We start from the raw sequence: 17,210 nt of genomic DNA, 5'->3' as shown, positions 1-17,210 counted from the left end.
TAGTAACTAACAAGGCATTCTCTTTTAAACAGCCGGGCCGGGCTGCGGGCCATTGTTGGGGCTGCCTACCTGGGGCCAGCCGTCGGCGTCGTAGCGCACTTTATCCATCATCATTACGCGGCGCGAAAAACCCTGCTCGTCGTTGATGGCATCGAAGGTGGGCTGCTGGCGGTCGATGGCGTGGTAGATGAGCCAGTCCTGACCATCGTCGTCGGTCACGAGCGTGTTATGGCCGGGTGCCTGCCAGCGCTCATTTCCAGTAAGAATGGTGCCCGCCGTGCCCGTGGCTTGCGCCAGTGTTTGGTAGGGGCCGGTGGGGTGGCGCGAGCGAGCCACCAGCACGCCGTAGCGCGCATCGGGCCCGCAACAGTTGTCGCCCGAGTAAAACAAGTAGTACCAACCCTGCCGGAAATGCACCCAGCTTCCTTCTATGAGGCGGCCGTAGGTGGTAGTATCGGTGCGGGGCTGCACAATCTGGCGGGTTTCGCTGCCGGGCAAAAAGCTAAGGCCGTCGGCTGTCAGTTCGCGCACACGCAGCGGCCCAAAGCCCGAACCCCAGTACAGCAGCTGCCGCCCGGTATCTTCCACAAAGCGCATAGGGTCAATATCCTCAAAGCCCTTACCCCCCGCTAGCAGCGGCTGGCCACTGTCGCGAAATGGCCCTTCGGGGCGCTCGGCCACGGCCACACCCAGGCACAGGCCCGCTGTGGGGTCGTTGGGTTGCGCCGAGAAATACATAAGGTAGCGGCCATCCGCGTGCTGGCTCACGTCGGGGGCCCAAAAGCGCTGGGTTTCGGCCGCCCACGTAGGCTTGTGCGGCATCGACTCGCCCAGGTATTCCCAGTCCACGAGGTTATTGGAGCGGGCCACCTGAAAATTGATTACCTGCCCTGCCCGCTTGGTTTGGGTAGCATAGGCATAGTAGTAGCCATCGGCCGCCAACAGCACGCTCGGGTCTGGAAAATCAGCGTCGAGCACGGGGTTTTGGTAAAAATCTGCAGCCGAGCTCTTGGGCTTATTGGGTATCATACGCTATCCGGTTCTCTGCTTTCGGAGGGGATGTGCAACACGTAAGAAACTGGCAATGCGAATGATGGGCAGCGGCTAACCCGCTAACGCCTGCTGTAAGCTGAACAATTGGCCGAGCACCAGTTTTGTGAAATCAACTTGATTTTTCACTGCCCTACCCCCTTGTTTTGGCGCGCCCACCGGCGCTAGCCCTCGCCGCCTTGCCCCTGAAACAGGGCTTCGGGTGCCTCTAGCGGCAGCAGGTGGCCGGCGCCCGGCACGGCTACCAAGGCAGTGCCTTGGGGCAGCAAGGGCAGCGTTTGGCGGCGTTGCGCTTCGAGCGGAATGGCGCGGTCGTTTTCGCCCACCAGCAGGCGGCACGGCACGTTGATATGCGGCATCAGGGCCGAAATATCCTCGCGGGAGCCGGCCTGCAACCAAGCATCCCAAGCAGCCTGGCTGGTGCGCAGGTTGTCGGCTACTACTTGCTCGTGCCACGCAGCAGGCAGCGGGATATTGGTAATTTTGGAAAACGTGTGCTCGGCCTCGGCGGGCTGGCCGTAGGCCGCAAGGCTGGCCGCCCGGTCAGGCTCGCTGATGGGCTCGGGGGTAGGCGGCGAGGGCGAGAGGAGCAGCAGGCTGCGCAGGCCGGCTGGCCGCCGGGCGGCCAAGGCCAGCGCAAACTTGCCGCCCATGCTATGTCCAATTACGACATAGTCGGTTAGCTGCTGACTAGTACTGTATTCCTCTACCCAATCGGTGTAACTTTTAACGGAGTAATCGAAGCCAGCGGGGGCAGCCTGGGCGCCAAACCCCGGCAAGTCGGGGGCCAGCAGGCGCGCACCAGGGGGTAGCAACGGGCGCAAATTCTCAAATTCGCGGCCCGAGCCTGCCCAATAGTGCAGGGCGAGGTAAGTCAACATACTAAAATAATAAAGAGCGGAGGCGAGCGGTAGGCTTAATCGAAGAGCAGGTAGCAAATATCCGGGCTTGTACGCTGTGCTTCCTAGCGAGTTATTAAAAACTAAGCGCTGAAATGCAACGATTATCGACCGAGAGTTCTCATCCGTCGACCAGAACCACTACTTGCGCTAGGTATCCGTCTTTATTTTTCATCGCTACCCGCGGCGGCTTGCATAACTTGCACCGTCCCTGTTACATTTGGCCCGATTATAGCGGCTTCATTCGCTACTCATTCCATCTTTTTCTTAACCTCTGCATACTATCGACCAGAAGCTCTACGTTCCCCTATAACCCGTAGTTCTTTATGGAACCCATGCAGCCGAGCGACTCCGCGCTCATCGACCTCTACCTGGCCGGCCGCGAAGCGGCATTTGCCCAGCTGCTCCAGCGCCACCAGGCGCGGGTGTTCACCACTATTCATTTGGTGGTGCGCGATGAGGATATGGCCGAGGACCTGACGCAGGACACCTTTATCAAGGCCATTCATACCCTCAAAAGCGGGCGCTACCAAGACGAAGGCAAGTTTGGCTCCTGGCTGTGCCGCATTGCGCACAACCTGGCCATCGATGCCTTCCGCCGGGCGAAGCGCGCCCCCCAAACCAGCCTTGACGACAACGCGGGCCTGGCAAATTCGTTACACCTAGCAGAAGAGTCGACCGATGATATTTTGGGCCGCGAAGAAAGCCATGCTCATCTGCGTCAGCTCATTCAAGAACTACCCGCTGCCCAGAAAGAAGTGCTGCTGATGCGCCACTACGGCGACATGAGCTTTCAGGAAATTGCCGACGCAACTGGCGTTAGCATCAATACCGCGCTGGGCCGCATGCGTTACGCATTAATTAACCTGCGGAAGAAAATGGCCGCCCATTCGCTCCTTTATGATACAAACCTTACCCCACCCAACGTTGCTTCGCTACGTGTACAACGAATTGCCGGCTGATGAACAGCACGAAATAGAGGAGGCCCTGTTGCACGACCCCGAGCTGGCGATGGCTTGCGCCGACCTGCTCCTGGCCCAGCGCGCGCTCGACCACCTGGCGCGGGCACCGCGCCCGGCGTGCACGGCGGCTATTTTGCAGTATTCGCGCACTTTTATGCGCTAGGTTTTTCCCGGGGAGGGAACGAGCTTTAGAAGAACGTCATGCTGAGCCTGTCGAAGCATCTCGCTCGCGCCGTTAGGAGTAGTAACCTAGTGGCGCGGGTAAGATGCTTTGACGAGCTCAGCATGACGTTCTTTTTGGGTTAAATTTGCGGAAAGCCTGCTTGGGCTGATTTCTTCTGCATGACTCGCCCCGAACGGTTTCGCCGCTTTATTGACTACTTCACCACCAATTTTCCGGAGCCCAAAACTGAGCTAGCCTACCGCAATCCCTACGAGCTGATAGTGGCCGTGGTGCTGAGCGCCCAGTGCACCGATAAGCGCGTAAACCAGGTGATGCCCGCGCTGCTGGAGCAGTTCCCTACCCCCACCGAGCTGGCGGCGGCTTCGGCAGAGGATATTTTCCCGTTTATCCGTAGCGTGTCGTACCCGAATAATAAGGCCAAGCACCTAGCGGGGCTGGGCCGGCTGCTGGCCGGCGAGTTTGGAGGCGAAGTGCCCAGCACCATCGAAGAATTGCAGCGCCTACCCGGCGTGGGCCGCAAAACGGCCAACGTGGTCGTATCGGTCATCTACAACCAGCCGGCGATGGCGGTGGATACGCACGTGTTTCGAGTATCGCACCGGCTGGGGCTGGTGCCCCGCACGGCTACTACTCCCCTGGCGGTGGAGCGGGCACTCATCAAATACATCCCGCAGGAAGTGGTACCAAAGTCGCACCACTGGCTCATTTTGCACGGGCGCTACATCTGCGTAGCCCGCTCGCCGAAGTGCAGCATCTGCCCGCTCACCGATTTCTGCGCCTACTACGCCAAGGTGGTGGCGCCCGGCGTACTGGCGGGTGGCGGCTCGGGAACAGCCTCAGCAAAAAGCCAGCTGTAGGCAGCTGCAAATTCGCGCCGCCAAAACCACTCTGCATGCTGGCCATCGGCTAAAGTATTGAAATGCAAATCACTATCCGGCACGCCGCTGGTGTGCAGCGCATCGCGCAAGGCGGCCATCAGCGGCACCATAGTGGGGCCTTCCTTGGTGCCACACAAAAAATAGAAGCGCGTATCGGGCAGGGGTGGATGCTGCATCACATAAGCTAGCAACGACTGCCCGGCAAACCAATAGGCGGGCGAAAACACCCCTACCCGCCCAAAAACCGCCGGGTAGCGCAGCGCGGCATAGGTCGCAATAAGCCCGCCCATGCTGGACCCGCCCACGCCGGTGTGCGCCCGGTCGGGCAGGGTACGGTAGTGGTAGTCGATGTAGGGCTTGAGGGTATTGGCCAGAAAATCAACGTACTGCTCGCCCTCGCCGCCGCGCCGGTTGCGGGCGTTGCGCCAGGGCGAGTACTCATCGAGGCGCAGCGGGCCACCGTTGTCAACGGCTACCACCAAGCAGCCGCCCAAGTCCTGGCCAGTAGCGGCCAGGTGGTCCAGGGTTTCGTCGACGCCCCACTCGCCGGCAAACGACGTAAACTCGTCAAACACATTTTGGCCGTCTTGTAGGTACAGCACGGGGTAGCGCTTGGCGCCGCTGCCGTAGTCGGGCGGCAAGTACACCCACACGCGCCGGGTGCGCCGCAGCTGCGGCAGGGCAAACGCGGCCGACAAAATATGCACATTGGGCGAGGCCGAGTGCGCCCGCGGCGGAATTATGCCACCTTGGTCCTCCCAGTTCAGCACCTGCTGCGGCACCGTGCGTGCGCCCCGGCCGAAGAGGTAGCGCCGGTTGGGCAGGGCCCGGTTGTCGGCGTCGGTTTCGATGGTGGCCCAGCTGCCGCGGCAAAACTTGTAGTCGAGGGTGCCGCGCCGGCCGGGGGGTAGGGTGAGCACGTAGCTGCCATCGGCCGGGTCGAAGGCTAAGGCAAAAGCGGGGTCGTCGGTCGTCCAGCCGTTGCAATTGCCGGTGAGGTAAATAGTGGCCCCCACCGGCGTGTTGGCCGGCACGCTGGTCACGCGAAACGTGACCAGGCCGGTATCGGCTCTTCGCACCCTACCAAGCCGGGTAAGTAAGCGCGAGAAGAGTTTTTTCATGAGAAAAAGGGTGGCTGCGGCACCCGGCGCGCCCTGCTAAGGGAGCAACGGGCAGGCCGCGCGCACTAGGCAAGAGCCCTGGCCGACGGGCATGAATGCGGCGTGAATATATTGCGAAGCTAATCCGGGGGCAAACCGGCCCACTTGTTCGTTGACTAACAGCCGGCTATAGGCAAACGATTCAGGAGGGGGGTAGGGCTAGCGCAGCCAGCGGCTAGCCGCCCGGCCAGTCTTCATACGTTGCGTTTTACCGATAGGCTTGATGAAGTTTTATTTTTTACTCCTGAGCGGCCTACTTAGCGGGTTGGCCAGTGCGCCGGCCCACGGCCAGGCTACGGCCCGGCCTGACTCCAGCCTCGTGGCGGCCAGCGGCCAGCTGCGAGCGCGGTACACGGCCGCTACGCAGGGCGAGTCGCGGCTGCTAAATGGCATGGCCTACGTTGACCTCACGCCGGCGTACATCGTGGGCAAGCCGTTTTTCAAAACCGACCGGCCCCAGCGCGGGGCCATTGCCTACGACGGCAGCTACTTCGAGCGGGTACCGCTGCTCTACGAGATGAGCCAAGACCAAGTGCTGCTCTTCGATTCGGTGCAGGCCGCTACTATTCAGCTTATTAAAGAAAGGGTTGATTTTTTTGACCTCGACGGCCACCACTTTGTGCGGCTGCGGGCCGACTCGGCCCAGACCATCGTGGCGGGCTTCTACGACCTGCTGCTGGCGGGCCCGGTGCAGCTGCTGGCCCGGCGCACCAAAACAGCCACCAAGGGCACGGCGGCCCGCGGCATCGGCGGCAGCTTTGTGGAAGACACCCGCCTGCTGGTGCAGGAGCACGGCCGCTACCACAAGGTGAGCAAGTTGGGGCAGGTGCTTAAGCTTTTTCCTGATAAGAAAGCTGATTTACAGAAGTTTGCTCGCAGCAACCGCTTGTTGTTTGGGGCCGACAACCGCGAGGCTTCACTGGTGGCGGTGCTGCGCTACTACACCTCTTTGCTGCGCTAGGCTCGCCCCACATCGCCCATTTCTCTGCAACTGGCTTAGGCTATATATGGCTAATTTTTACCGAATTATTCTTTTACTGGGGTTGCTGGGGGGTAGGCTGGTGAGCCATGGGCAGCAGGGGCCGCCGGCTACCATCAGCGGCAATTTTCAGCAGCTGCCGTTTGCCGAGTTTGCCCGGCAGGTGGCGGCCACTACGCCCTACCGCTTCTACTTCAACCCCACCGAAGTGGATAGCGTGCGGGTAACGCTGCAAGCCACCGCGCAGCCGCTAAACGTGGTGCTGCGCCAGGTTTTGCAGGCTACCCCCCTCCAGTTTGCCATCGATGCAGAGCACCACGTGTACATCACCACCGGGGTGCCCATCGACACCCAGCTGCCAGCTGATTTCTTTCAGGTGCCCGCCGCCGAGGCGCCTACCCCCCCTTCGCCAGCGCTAGCCCGCCGGGCGGGGGTAGGCAGCCCGGCCGCCAGCAAGGTGTACGAGATTGGGCAGGCCCAGCCCAGCAGCAGCGGCAAGGCCACCCTCAGCGGGCGCGTGCGCGATGCCAAGAGCGGCGAGCCCGTGGTGGGCGCTTCGGTGTACATCGAATCGCCCAACATTGGGGCTTCTACCGACCAGTTTGGCTCCTATACGCTCACGCTGCCGGTGGGCCGGCACCAGCTGTTTGTGCGCGGCCTGGGCCTCAAGAATACGACCCGGCTGCTGGCGGTGCAGGGCAACGGCAAGCTCGATTTGGACGTGGAGGAAGACATTACTCCGCTGAAGGAAGTGGTGATAGAAGCCGAGAAAGACCGCAACGTGACCAGCCTGCAAATGGGTGTGCAGAAGCTGGATATTAAGACGATAAAGCAGGTGCCCACGGTATTTGGCGAGGCGGATATTCTGCGGGTTATCCTGACGCTGCCAGGCGTAAAATCGGTGGGCGAGGGCAACACCGGCATGAGCGTGCGCGGCGGCGGCACCGACCAAAACCTGGTGCTTTTCAACGACGCCACCATCTACAATCCGGCGCACTTGTTCGGGTTCTTTTCGGCCTTTAACCCCGACATGCTCAAGTCGGTAGAGCTGTACAAGAGCACGGTGCCGGCCCGGTACGGCGGGCGCCTGTCGTCGGTGCTCGACATTGCTACCCGCGAGGGCAACCGCAAGCAGCTCTCGGCTTCGGGCGGCATTGGGCTGCTCACCAGCCGCCTCACCCTGGAGGGGCCACTAGCCAAGGGCAAGGGCTCGTTTTTGGTGGGCGGGCGCACCTCGTATTCCGACTGGCTGCTCAAGCAGCTGCCGAGCAAAAGCCTGAGTTCGAGCGCAGCGTCGTTTTATGATTTGAGCGCCCATATCTCGTATGATTTCAGCGACCGCAACAGCCTGTATGCCACCGGCTACTACAGCCGTGACCGGTTTCGGCTGGCCACCGATACCGTGTATGCATACAGCAACGTGGCGGGCAGCTTGAAGTGGAAGCACGTTATTACCAACAAGTTGTATGGGGTGCTGACGGGCACTTTCAGCCGCTACCAGTATAGCCTGGCCAGCGAGCGCAACCCTACCACGGCTTCACAACTTGGCTACAACCTGAACCAGGGCGGCTTGCAGGCCGATTTCACGTATTTTCTCAACTCCAAGCATACCATCGACTTTGGCGTGAGCTCGCTGCTGTACCAGATTGCGCCGGGCCGCCTCACGCCGCTGGGCGAAAACTCTTTGGTGGTGCCCGATGCGCTAAGCACCGAGCGCGCCCTGGAAAGCGCCTTGTACGTGGCCGACCGCTTCGATATTTCGCCGCGCTTTTCGGTGGCGGCCGGGCTGCGCTACTCGCTCTATAATGCGTTGGGGCCGCGCGACGTGCTAACTTACCAGCCCGGCGTGTCGCGCAGCGAGGGCACCGTTACGGGCAGCACCAGCTACGGCAGCGGCCAAGTGATGGCCACCTACCAGGGCCCCGAGTACCGGCTATCGGGCAAGTACGCGGTGTCGGATAACTCGTCGGTGAAGCTGAGCTTCAACCGGATGCGGCAGTACATCCACCAGCTCACGAATACCACCGTGGTGTCGCCAACCGATAGCTGGAAGCTGAGCGACACCTACATCCGGCCGCAGGTGGGCGACCAGGTATCGCTGGGCTACTACCGCAATTTCAAGGCAAATACCATTGAAACATCGGTCGAGGGCTACTACAAAGTCATGCATGACTTTCTCGACTACAAGGGCGGTGCTACCCTGCTGCTCAACCACCACCTCGAAACCGACGTGGTAAATGCCCAGGGCAAAGCCTACGGCGTGGAGCTGTTGGTGCGCAAATCGACGGGCAAGCTCAACGGCTGGCTGAGCTACACCTACTCGCGCTCCTTGGTGCAGGTGAGTACCGGCACCGACGTCATCAACAACGGCGCTTACTACCCCAGCAACTTCGACAAACCCCACGACGTGACACTGGTGAGCAACTACCGTTTTAGCCGGCGCTTTAGCGTGTCGGCCAACTTCAACTACAGCACCGGGCGGCCCATTACCTTGCCCCTCGCCAAGTACACCCTCAACAACGCCGTGCGCGTGTACTACTCGGACCGCAACGCCTACCGCGTGCCCGACTACTACCGCATGGACCTGGCCTTCAACATCGAAGGCAACCACAAGGTGCAAAAGCTGGCCCACAGCTCCTGGACGGTAGCCGTGTACAACCTCACGGGCCGCCACAATCCCTATTCAGTTTATTTCCAGTCGCAAAACGGCCAGATTAAGGGCTACCAACTGTCCATTTTCGCCCAGCCCATTCCGACGGTTACCTACAATTTTCGCTTCTAGATGAACTGGTTTTCTATTCGTTATCTCCTGCTGGGAAGCGCCCTGGGGCTTGGGGGCTGCGTCGAGTCGTACACGCCCGACGTGCCGGCAGCCACCCAGAACTACCTGGTAGTCGATGGCTTCATCAACAGCCAGGGCAGCACCGTGGTCAAGCTGTCGCGCACGCTGGGGCTGGCCGCCACGGGCAGCGCGCCGGCCGAGGCCAAAGCTACCGTCTATATCCAGGACAATGCCGGCACGCACTACCCCCTCACCGAGAGCCCGGCCGGCACGTACGCGTCGGCGGTGCAAACGCTGCCCCCTACCCGCCAGTACCAGCTGCACATCATCACCAGCAAGGGCAAGGAGTACCTCTCGGACCTAGTGGCGGTGAAGACTACCCCCCCCATCGACAACATAGAGTGGCGACTTGAGCAGGATGGGGTTCAGCTTTATGTCGATGCCCACGACGCTAGCAATAATACGCGCTACTACCGCTGGGACTATACCGAAACGTGGGAGTTCACTTCCGCCTACAATTCGTCGGTAGAATTCAAGAATATAGCCGGCGGGCCGCCCGCCCCGGCGGGCGCGAAATACATCGTGCCCCGCACCGAAAACATCTATAACTGCTGGCGCACGGAGATTTCGACCGCCATCAAGCAGACCAGCACCACCAAGCTCGCCCAGGATGTGGTCACTGATTTTCCGCTGCTTTTCCTACCTCTGCCCAATGAACGGCTAGGCTCTAAGTACAGCATTTTGGTGCGGCAGAATGCCCAGTCGCAGGCCGAGTATGACTATTGGGAAGCGCTGCGCAAAAACACAGAGAATATCGGCACCATCAACGACCCGCTGCCGTCTCAACTGACGGGCAACGTGCACAGCCTCAGCGATGCTACCGAGCCGGTGCTAGGCTACGTGAGCGCTCATTCGGTAGTAGAAAAGCGCATTTTTATCGACCGCGGCGAGTTTCCGCAGGGCCGGCTAGTCTACTCTGATGCCTTGAATAATGCCTGCCAGCTGATTGAAGTCCCGAAGGACCTCTCCATCCCCGAGGTTCCTACCATCATCATAGACAATGCTTTAAACGTTTTTCGACAGCCCAATATCCTTCCCATCGCCATCACTTTTGGGTCGGGAAATTCGGTTATTTACACCGCCAGCACGCCCGAGTGCGTTGATTGCCGCCTGCGCGGCACCAACGTGAAGCCCAGCTTCTGGCCGTAGCGCCGATTGGCCAGCACGGCGCGGCGACTTTTTTGCAACCTGGTTTTAGGCTTTGATAATGAGGATTTTTGACGCGTTTTTTCGGCGGGGGTGGGGGCTAGGTTTGGCGGTGCTGGTATGGACCCTACCCCCCCGTCTGGCGCAGGCCCAGGCGCCCGATTCGCTGGCGGCCACCATTGGCCGGCAGCTGGCGCACTACGGCCAGCAGGTGCTCGTAGAAAAGCTGTACGGGCACCTCGACCGGCCCACCTACACGGCCCGCGAAACGATGTGGCTGAAGCTTTATGCCGTCGATGGCACCTACCACAAGCCTTTAGCTCTGAGCAAGGTAGCTTACGTCGAAATTCTCAATCAGGCGCAGCAGCCCGTGGTGCAAACCAGCATTGCCCTGCGTGACGCTACCGGCCAGGGCTCGCTTAACTTGCCCGCTTCGCTGCCCTCGGGGCGCTACGTGGTGCGGGCCTACACCAGTTGGATGAAGAACTTCGGGCCGGAATTTTACTTCCAAATCCCTGTTACTATTATCAATACTTTCGCCGCCTCGGGGCCAGCCCCGGCGCCGGCCGCGCTGGCACCCGACGTGCAGTTTTTCCCCGAAGGCGGCGCGCTGGTGCAAGGGTTGGCCAGTAAGGTAGCGTTTCGCATTGCCGATAAGGCGGGCCACGGTTTGGCTGCTACCGGCACCGTGCGCGACACCCGCGGCGCGGTAGTGGCCACCTTTCGTACCCTCAAATTTGGCCTGGGCAGCTTCTCCCTCCCCCCCGTCGAAGCGGGCGCTGCCTACGTGGCCGACCTGCGGCTTGCCAATGGCACCAGCCTCACAGCTAAGCTGCCCGCCGTAGCGGCCCAAGGCTACGCGCTGCAGCTCGAAGACGCTAGCGCTACGCAGCTGCGCATCAGCGTGGCGGCGCGGGTGGCGGGTGCCACCAGCTTGGCGCTGGTGGCGCACTCGGGGCAGCACGTGGCTACGGCGCAAGTTGTCCGGCTCGATGCGCAGGGCCAGGCCGTGTTTGTGGTTGATAAGCGCGAGTTGCTGGATGGCGTTTCACATTTCACCCTTTTTAATAGCCGCCGCGAGCCGGTGTGCGAGCGGCTGTATTTTCAGCGTCCCCGGCACCCACTCGCCATTAGCGCCGCGGCTGCCAAAGGGCAGTACGGGCCCCGCGAACGGGTAGCCTTGCACCTTGCTACGCCACAGGCAGCCAATTTATCGCTAGCCGTGTACCAGCTCGATTCGCTGACCGCTGGCGCCGCCCCGGTTGATATCAGCAGCTTTTTAAGCCTGACCAGCGACCTCAAAGGCACCGTCGAAAACCCGGTGTATTACCTGCGCGATTCTAGCCAGGTGGGCCGCGCAGCCACCGACAACCTCATGCTAACGCACGGCTGGAGCCGCTTTAGCTGGCGCGACGTGCTGGCCCCGCGCCCGCCCGCCTTGCCTTACCCCCCTGAATTGAACGGCCCCCTGGTGCAGGGCCGCGTGCGCACAGCAGCTGGCGCGCCGGCGCCCGGCATCGTAGCCTACCTGGCCACGCCCAGCCGCACGGTGCGTTTTTACAGCTCGCGCAGCCGCCCCGATGGGCTGGTGCAGTTCGAGCTAAAGGACCTTTACGGCCCACACCAGCTGATAGTGCAAACCAACTGGCGGCGCGACAGCACCTATCAGCTCGAACTGTTGTCGCCTTACTCGACGCGCTACGCGGCCAGTACGCCGAGCAGTTTTGCCCTAGCGCCGGCGCTTACGGCGGCACTCACCCAGCGCCATATCCAGACGCAGGTGCAGCGCGCATACTTCGGCACGCACGCCCAGTATGCCCTACCCCCGCGCGATACGCTGGGCTTCTTTGGTACGCCGGCCGAGCAGTACCGGCTCGACGATTTTACCCGTTTTAAAGTAATGGAAGAGGTGATGCGCGAGTACGTAATGGGCGTGCGCGTGCGGCTGCACAAAGATGGCTTCCACTTTTTGGTGGCCGATAAGCAGCACCAAGTCATGTTTCACGAAGACCCGCTGGTGCTGCTAGATGGCGTGCCGGTGTTCAACGTCAACAAGCTCATGGCCTTCGACCCGCTGCGCATTCGGCAGGTGGCGGTCGTCACCAACCGCTATTACTACGGCCCCGAGGTGTACGAGGGGGTAGTCAGCTACCGCACATACAAGAGCGATTTGGCCGGTTTTCCGCTCGACCCGCGGGCGCTGCTGGCCGACTACGAAGGCGTGCAGGGCCAGCGCGAGTTTTTTGCTCCGCGCTACGAAACCGCTCAGCAGCAGCAAAGTACGCTGGCCGATTTTCGCAACTTACTCCACTGGCAGCCCGAAATTAAAACCAGCGCTGGTCGCGCGCAAGAACTGACGTTCTATACCTCCGACCAAGTGGGCCGCTACCTGGTGGTGGTGCAGGGCCTAGCGGCTAATGGCCAGGCAGGTAGCACCAGCTTCACGCTGGAAGTGAAGCCCACTTTGTAACCGCCTACCCCCTGCGCCAGCCGGCAGGCTTAGGCGGCGGCCAGCACATCGGGGTCGTTGTGGGCGGGCGAGTTGACGCGCGTGGTGATGACGTATTCCTTCATCAGGTGGGTATCGTAGGGCACGAGCAGTTGCTGGTGGGCAGCGGGCCCGAGGTCGTCAGCGAGCCAGGCTTGCTCGGCTTCGGGGCCGGGCAGAATGACGGGCATGCGGTTGTGCAGCTTAGCCATCAGTTCATTGGGCTCGGTGGTGACGATGGTAAATGTGGGGTGCAGCTCGCCCGTGCCGCGGTCAAGCCACTCATCCCAGAGCCCAGCAAAGGCAAAAGGCTCCTCACTTTTCAGCAAAATGCGGTGCGGAATCTTGCCGCGCTCGGTGGCTTGCCACTCGTAGAACGAGTCGGCTAGCACCAAGCATCGCCGCCGCGCCAGCAGCTGCCGGAAGCTCGGTTTTTCGGCCAGCGTCTCGGCGCGGGCGTTGATGGGTTTGGGGCCGCTGGCCGGGTCGCGGCTCCAACTCGGCACCAAGCCCCAGTTCACCAACTGAATTTGGCCGGGCACCGCGTTGGTGATGATGGGCAGTGCTTGCGAGGGCGCCGCGTTGTAAGTCGGGGCGGGGGTAGCAGCTTCTTTAGCCTGGAAGCGCTTGGCCAAAGCCGGCGCCGGAGAAATAACGGTGTAACGGCCACACATAAGACTACGGATTAAGGAAGATTTTAGCGGATTCACGGATTTTGTGGACGATTGACAAATCAATCCTTAAGGTCTTATCCGCGTTGCCCCCTGCATTTTTCTTACGAAAAAAGCCACCCAATGGGTGGCTTTTATACTCGTTTCAGCGTCCACAAAATCCGTGAAATCCGCTAAAATCTTCCTTAATCTGTGGTTCTACTTGTATAGTTGCTCGTAGTATTCTTTAGCCATGCGGCCACTCTCAAACTCGGGTTCGACGTCCTTCATGGCGGCCTTCACTACTTTCAAGAACTGCTTGGGCTGGTCGTAGTACATCGGTACTACCTTGGTTTCGAGCACCGTGAGCAGCGTATCGGCTTCCAGGTTATCCTTCTCGCCGTCGGGCAGCGTCACGTCGGCGTGGTTGATAAGGAAGCAATTTTCACCGTCTTTGGCAAATTCCGGAATCCAACCGTCGGCGATGCTCACGCTCACGCTGGCGTTCATGGCAGCCGTCATGCCGCTGGTGCCGCTGGCCTCGCGGGGGTAGCGCGGAGTGTTCAGCCAGAGGTCGGAACCCTTCTTCATTTCGGCCGACAAGCCCAGCTCGTAGCCCGTAAGCACGGCGCAACGCTTCAGGTCCTGGGTGTGCTTGATGATGCTGTTGAAAATATCAATTGCCCCCTGGTCTTTGGGGTAGGGCTTACCCGCCCAAATCACCTGCACCGGGCGCGAGTCATCGCTTACCAACTTCTTAAAGCGCTCAAAATCACGCAAAATAAGGTCAGCGCGCTTGTAGGCGGCAAAGCGGCGGGCCCACACAATGGTCAGCGCGTCGGGGTCGAGCAGCGTGCCGGTTTGGTCGGCCACAATTTTGAAAAACGCCTTTTTCATTTCCCGCTTGCGGGCCAGCAGAGCGGTATCGTCCTTGGCCTTGTTGGCGGCGGCCAACTGCGGGTCGCGCCAGTAGGTGCCGTTCTGGGCGTTGGTAATGGAGATGATGGGACAAATGCCCGCGTAGTGGCCCCACATTTCGTTGGCTACTTCGCCGTGCACTTTGCTCACGGCATTGGCCTTGCGGGCAAAGCGCAGCGCGGTGAGGGTGTAGTTGAGGGAGTTGTTTTCGACGCGCGCTACGCGGCGAATTTCCTCCTCGGGGACGCCGCAGAAGAAGCTCATGTCCTGGAGCAACTGCATGGGGTGCTCCTCGTTGCCGGCCAGCTCGGGCGTGTGAGTGGTGAAAACCAAGCGCTTCTGCACCTCGGCCAGGTCGCGGCCGTGCTTTTCGTAGAGGTAAAAAGCGAGGGGTAGGCCGTGGCCTTCGTTGAGGTGGTAGATGTCGGTTTGGCGGCCGAGCACATCGAGCAGCTTGCCGCCGCCGATGCCCAGCACCATGCTTTGGGCTACGCGGGCGGCCGTATCTGGGTCGTAGAGGTGGTGGGTGATGGTGCGCGAGAGGTAGTCGTTCTCAGCAATATCGGTGGTGAGGAAAAACATCGGCGCGGTGCCAAACGTCTCGGGCGCCAGGTAGAGCGCCTTCACGTGCACCTCGGCATCGTGGATGGTAATGGGGAAAATGAGGCCCGTATCTTCTAAAAACGAGTACTGCTTGTGCAAAAACTCCGCCTTCATAGACTGGTCGGGGTTGCGCACCTGGTCGTAGTAGCCGTACGTCCAGAGCAGGCCAATGCCGATGAGGTTTTGCTTAAGCTCGTAGGCCGAGCGCATGTGCGAGCCTGCCAGGAAGCCCAAGCCGCCCGAATAGATTTTCAAGCTCTGGTCGAGGGCAAACTCCATCGAGAAGTAGGCCGCGGCGGTCTTGTATTTAGCGGCCGGAGCCGGTGCTTTAAAGGTAAAAGCCATGAAAAAAAAGTCAGTAGGTGGTTGTTACTAAGTGGGTTTGGTGGCGCAAAGGAAACGCCCACGGCCCAAAGCTAGCGGGCCGGCGTGGCAAGTCGCTGTATTTTGCCTAACGGTTTACCGAGTGAGTTCCGCAATGGTTTGCAGGCCGTTTTTGGCCTTTCACCTCGCCGGAAGCCTCGTTTTTCGCTCCCAGTTCACCCGGCACTTTTCTCACCTTTCCCACTCATTATCTGACTTATGCGCTTTTTTCGCTCCTTTCTAACTGCGGTAGCGGCCACCTGGCTGCTGGCTGTGGCGCCGGCCCTAGCAGCTCCGGCAGCTCCTACCCCCTCTACCCGCATCGACCCTACCTACTGGTTTGTGGGCATGAAAAACCCCAAACTGCAACTCCTGGTGAATGCGCCCGGCATTGCCAGCAGCCAAGTTAGCCTAGCCACCTACCCCGGCGTGACGCTCGACGGCTTCCAGAAGCTGGAAAGCCCTAACTACCTGATTGTGAACCTTACGGTGACCCCGCAAGCCCAGCCTGGCAAGCTCAAGCTGCAGTTTAAAGGCGCTAAAAGCCTTACCTACAGCTACGAGCTGCGCCCGCGCAACCAGGACCCGGCGCGCACGCAGGGCCTCACGCAGGCCGATTTTATTTACTTCCTGATGCCCGACCGCTTCTCGAACGGCGACCTCAAGAACGACGTGGTGAAAAGTACCCGCGTCAATCACATTGCCCGCGACTCGATGTATGCCCGCCACGGCGGCGACCTCAAGGGCATCGAAAATCACTTCGCCTACATCAAGCAGCTGGGCGCCACGGCCATCTGGCCTACTCCCATCGTGGAGAACGATATGCCTAAGGCCAGCTACCACGGCTACGCTGTGACGGACTGCTACAAAATCGACCCGCGCTACGGCACCAACCAGGAATACGTGCAGTTTGTGAAAAATGCACACGGCCAGGGGCTTAAGGTGATTCAGGACATCGTACTGAACCACTGGGGCAGCTACCACCACTTATTCTTGGACAAGCCGGCGGCCGACTGGTTTCACGCTTTCCCGACTTTCACGCGCAGCAACTACAACGCTTTCGCCCTCAACGACCCCTACGCCTCGAAGCGCGACTACCAGTTGTTCAACGATGGCTGGTTTGACACGAGCATGCCCGACGTGAACCAGGGTAACCCTTTGGTGGCCACTTATTTGATTCAGAATTTCTTGTGGTGGGTAGAATCGACGGGCCTCGACGGCTACCGCATCGACACGTACCCGTACTCGGAGCCGAAGTTCCTCATGGCCTGGGGCAAAGCTATTGCCGACGAGTACCCCAAGCTGGCCATGTTTGGCGAAGCCTGGGAAGGCACCGAGGCCGAGCAGGCCTTCTTCGCCCAGAACATCCTACCCCCCGTCAACGGCTTCAAGTCGAACCTGCCGGGCGTGCTCGATTTTCAGATTTGCTTCGGCATCAGCGATGCGCTGAAGGGCGACAACGGCGACCTGAGCAAGCTTTACCACGCCTTGCAAGGCGACTGGCTCTACACCGATGCCACGCGCAACGTGCCCTTCCTCGATAACCACGACATGAGCCGCTTCTACTCGGTTATTGGCGAAGATTTTGCCAAGTACAAGATGGGAATTGCCTGGCTGCTGACGCTGCGCGGCACGCCGCAACTCTACTACGGCACCGAAGTGCTAATGAAGAACTTTTCGGACCCCGACGGCAAGGTGCGCGAGGACTTCCCCGGCGGCTGGGCCGGCGACAAAACCAACTACTTTGCTACGCGCCCCGGCCAGGCCGGCGAGGCATTTGACTACGTGAGCAAGCTGGCCAACTACCGGAAGTCGCACCCGGTTTTGAGCTCGGGCAAGCTGATGCAGTTTATCCCGCAGGATGGCGTGTACACGTATTTCCGGTATAACGAAGGCGGTGAGTGCGTGATGATTATCGCCAACAACACCAAGGAGGTGAAGAAGGTAGACGGCACGCGCTACGCCGAGCGGACCGACGGTTTTTCGTCGGGGGTAGAGGTAGTTAGCGGCGCCGCCATTGCCAATTTGAAGACCTTGACGGTGCCCGCGCATACGGCCTGGGTGGTAGAGCTACGCAAGTAGTTTTAC

The 17,210-nt window shown here is 60.4% G+C and carries 13 protein-coding genes; 8 read left to right on the top strand and 5 right to left on the bottom strand.

The annotated features are described in order from the left end of the window. Nucleotides 1-24: 24 nt before the first annotated feature. Together GO988_RS09860 and GO988_RS09855 are read right to left on the bottom strand one after the other, a co-directional pair. Nucleotides 25-978 carry a glycoside hydrolase family 43 protein gene (locus tag GO988_RS09860; protein WP_198172614.1) on the bottom strand — a complete coding sequence of 318 codons (954 nt, stop codon included), beginning with the start codon at nucleotides 976-978 and terminating at the stop codon, nucleotides 25-27. A 236-nt stretch (nucleotides 979-1,214) separates the two neighbouring features. Further along, complete coding sequence (locus GO988_RS09855) at nucleotides 1,215-1,931, bottom strand: alpha/beta fold hydrolase (protein ID WP_157564728.1); 717 nt, start codon at nucleotides 1,929-1,931, stop codon at nucleotides 1,215-1,217. Between the two features lie 344 nt (nucleotides 1,932-2,275). Between GO988_RS09855 and GO988_RS09850 the strand changes: the two genes are divergently transcribed. The 3 genes from GO988_RS09850 (at nucleotide 2,276) to nth (ending at nucleotide 3,952) form a co-directional block, all read left to right on the top strand. Beyond that, nucleotides 2,276-2,911, top strand: coding sequence for an RNA polymerase sigma factor (locus GO988_RS09850; protein WP_157564725.1), 636 nt, complete (start codon nucleotides 2,276-2,278; stop codon nucleotides 2,909-2,911). Continuing rightward, nucleotides 2,889-3,074, top strand: a complete 186-nt coding sequence (locus tag GO988_RS09845; protein ID WP_317164831.1) for a hypothetical protein — start codon at nucleotides 2,889-2,891, stop codon at nucleotides 3,072-3,074. Before GO988_RS09850 ends, GO988_RS09845 begins: the two co-directional genes overlap by 23 nt. A gap of 179 nt (nucleotides 3,075-3,253) precedes the next feature. After that, a complete protein-coding gene (gene nth / locus GO988_RS09840; protein ID WP_157564721.1) occupies nucleotides 3,254-3,952 on the top strand; it encodes an endonuclease III in 699 nt (232 codons plus the stop codon). Here nth and GO988_RS09835 read toward each other — a convergent pair. Beyond that, a complete protein-coding gene (locus tag GO988_RS09835) occupies nucleotides 3,877-5,094 on the bottom strand; it encodes an alpha/beta hydrolase-fold protein (protein ID WP_157564720.1) in 1,218 nt (405 codons plus the stop codon). The genes nth and GO988_RS09835 overlap by 76 nt on opposite strands. 262 nt (nucleotides 5,095-5,356) lie before the next feature. On the opposite strand from GO988_RS09835, the gene GO988_RS09830 reads away from it, so the two are divergent. Genes GO988_RS09830 through GO988_RS09815 form a run of 4 tightly spaced genes read left to right on the top strand, consistent with a single transcriptional unit; the run spans nucleotide 5,357 to nucleotide 12,570 of the window. Beyond that, nucleotides 5,357-6,094: a hypothetical protein gene (locus tag GO988_RS09830; RefSeq protein ID WP_157564718.1), complete on the top strand. Its 738-nt coding sequence runs from the start codon at nucleotides 5,357-5,359 to the stop codon at nucleotides 6,092-6,094. A gap of 46 nt (nucleotides 6,095-6,140) precedes the next feature. Next, nucleotides 6,141-8,894, top strand: coding sequence for a TonB-dependent receptor (locus GO988_RS09825; RefSeq protein WP_157564716.1), 2,754 nt, complete (start codon nucleotides 6,141-6,143; stop codon nucleotides 8,892-8,894). Next, complete coding sequence (locus GO988_RS09820; RefSeq protein ID WP_157564713.1) at nucleotides 8,895-10,103, top strand: DUF4249 domain-containing protein; 1,209 nt, start codon at nucleotides 8,895-8,897, stop codon at nucleotides 10,101-10,103. Nucleotides 10,104-10,161: 58 nt separating this feature from the next. Beyond that, nucleotides 10,162-12,570, top strand: coding sequence for a hypothetical protein (locus tag GO988_RS09815; protein WP_157564711.1), 2,409 nt, complete (start codon nucleotides 10,162-10,164; stop codon nucleotides 12,568-12,570). 29 nt (nucleotides 12,571-12,599) lie between these two features. Here GO988_RS09815 and GO988_RS09810 read toward each other — a convergent pair whose 3' ends face one another. Continuing rightward, nucleotides 12,600-13,262: an SOS response-associated peptidase gene (locus GO988_RS09810; protein ID WP_157564709.1), complete on the bottom strand. Its 663-nt coding sequence runs from the start codon at nucleotides 13,260-13,262 to the stop codon at nucleotides 12,600-12,602. A gap of 195 nt (nucleotides 13,263-13,457) precedes the next feature. Further along, nucleotides 13,458-15,104: an alpha-glucan family phosphorylase gene (gene glgP, locus GO988_RS09805; protein WP_157564707.1), complete on the bottom strand. Its 1,647-nt coding sequence runs from the start codon at nucleotides 15,102-15,104 to the stop codon at nucleotides 13,458-13,460. A gap of 237 nt (nucleotides 15,105-15,341) precedes the next feature. Between glgP and GO988_RS09800 the strand changes: the two genes are divergently transcribed. Then, entirely contained in the window at nucleotides 15,342-17,204 is a 1,863-nt protein-coding gene (locus GO988_RS09800) for an alpha-amylase family glycosyl hydrolase (RefSeq protein WP_157564705.1), read from the top strand. Nucleotides 17,205-17,210: the final 6 nt, after the last annotated feature.

It is taken from the genome of Hymenobacter ginkgonis, assembly GCF_009755225.1.
Classification (GTDB): domain Bacteria; phylum Bacteroidota; class Bacteroidia; order Cytophagales; family Hymenobacteraceae; genus Hymenobacter; species Hymenobacter ginkgonis.
The sequence above is the reverse complement of the archived record's forward strand: the minus strand, read 5'-3'. Positions and strand labels throughout refer to the sequence as shown.

Excerpts from the sequence above, each read along its gene's own strand:
- GO988_RS09815 (WP_157564711.1), top strand. The coding sequence starts at position 10,162 with ATGAGGATTTTTGACGCGTTTTTTCGGCGGGGGTGGGGGCTAGGTTTG.
- glgP (WP_157564707.1), bottom strand. The coding sequence starts at position 15,104 with ATGGCTTTTACCTTTAAAGCACCGGCTCCGGCCGCTAAATACAAGACC.
- GO988_RS09850 (WP_157564725.1), top strand. The coding sequence starts at position 2,276 with ATGGAACCCATGCAGCCGAGCGACTCCGCGCTCATCGACCTCTACCTG.
- nth (WP_157564721.1), top strand. The coding sequence starts at position 3,254 with ATGACTCGCCCCGAACGGTTTCGCCGCTTTATTGACTACTTCACCACC.
- GO988_RS09835 (WP_157564720.1), bottom strand. The coding sequence starts at position 5,094 with ATGAAAAAACTCTTCTCGCGCTTACTTACCCGGCTTGGTAGGGTGCGA.
- GO988_RS09820 (WP_157564713.1), top strand. The coding sequence starts at position 8,895 with ATGAACTGGTTTTCTATTCGTTATCTCCTGCTGGGAAGCGCCCTGGGG.
- GO988_RS09800 (WP_157564705.1), top strand. The coding sequence starts at position 15,342 with ATGCGCTTTTTTCGCTCCTTTCTAACTGCGGTAGCGGCCACCTGGCTG.
- GO988_RS09825 (WP_157564716.1), top strand. The coding sequence starts at position 6,141 with ATGGCTAATTTTTACCGAATTATTCTTTTACTGGGGTTGCTGGGGGGT.
- GO988_RS09830 (WP_157564718.1), top strand. The coding sequence starts at position 5,357 with ATGAAGTTTTATTTTTTACTCCTGAGCGGCCTACTTAGCGGGTTGGCC.
- GO988_RS09855 (WP_157564728.1), bottom strand. The coding sequence starts at position 1,931 with ATGTTGACTTACCTCGCCCTGCACTATTGGGCAGGCTCGGGCCGCGAA.
- GO988_RS09810 (WP_157564709.1), bottom strand. The coding sequence starts at position 13,262 with ATGTGTGGCCGTTACACCGTTATTTCTCCGGCGCCGGCTTTGGCCAAG.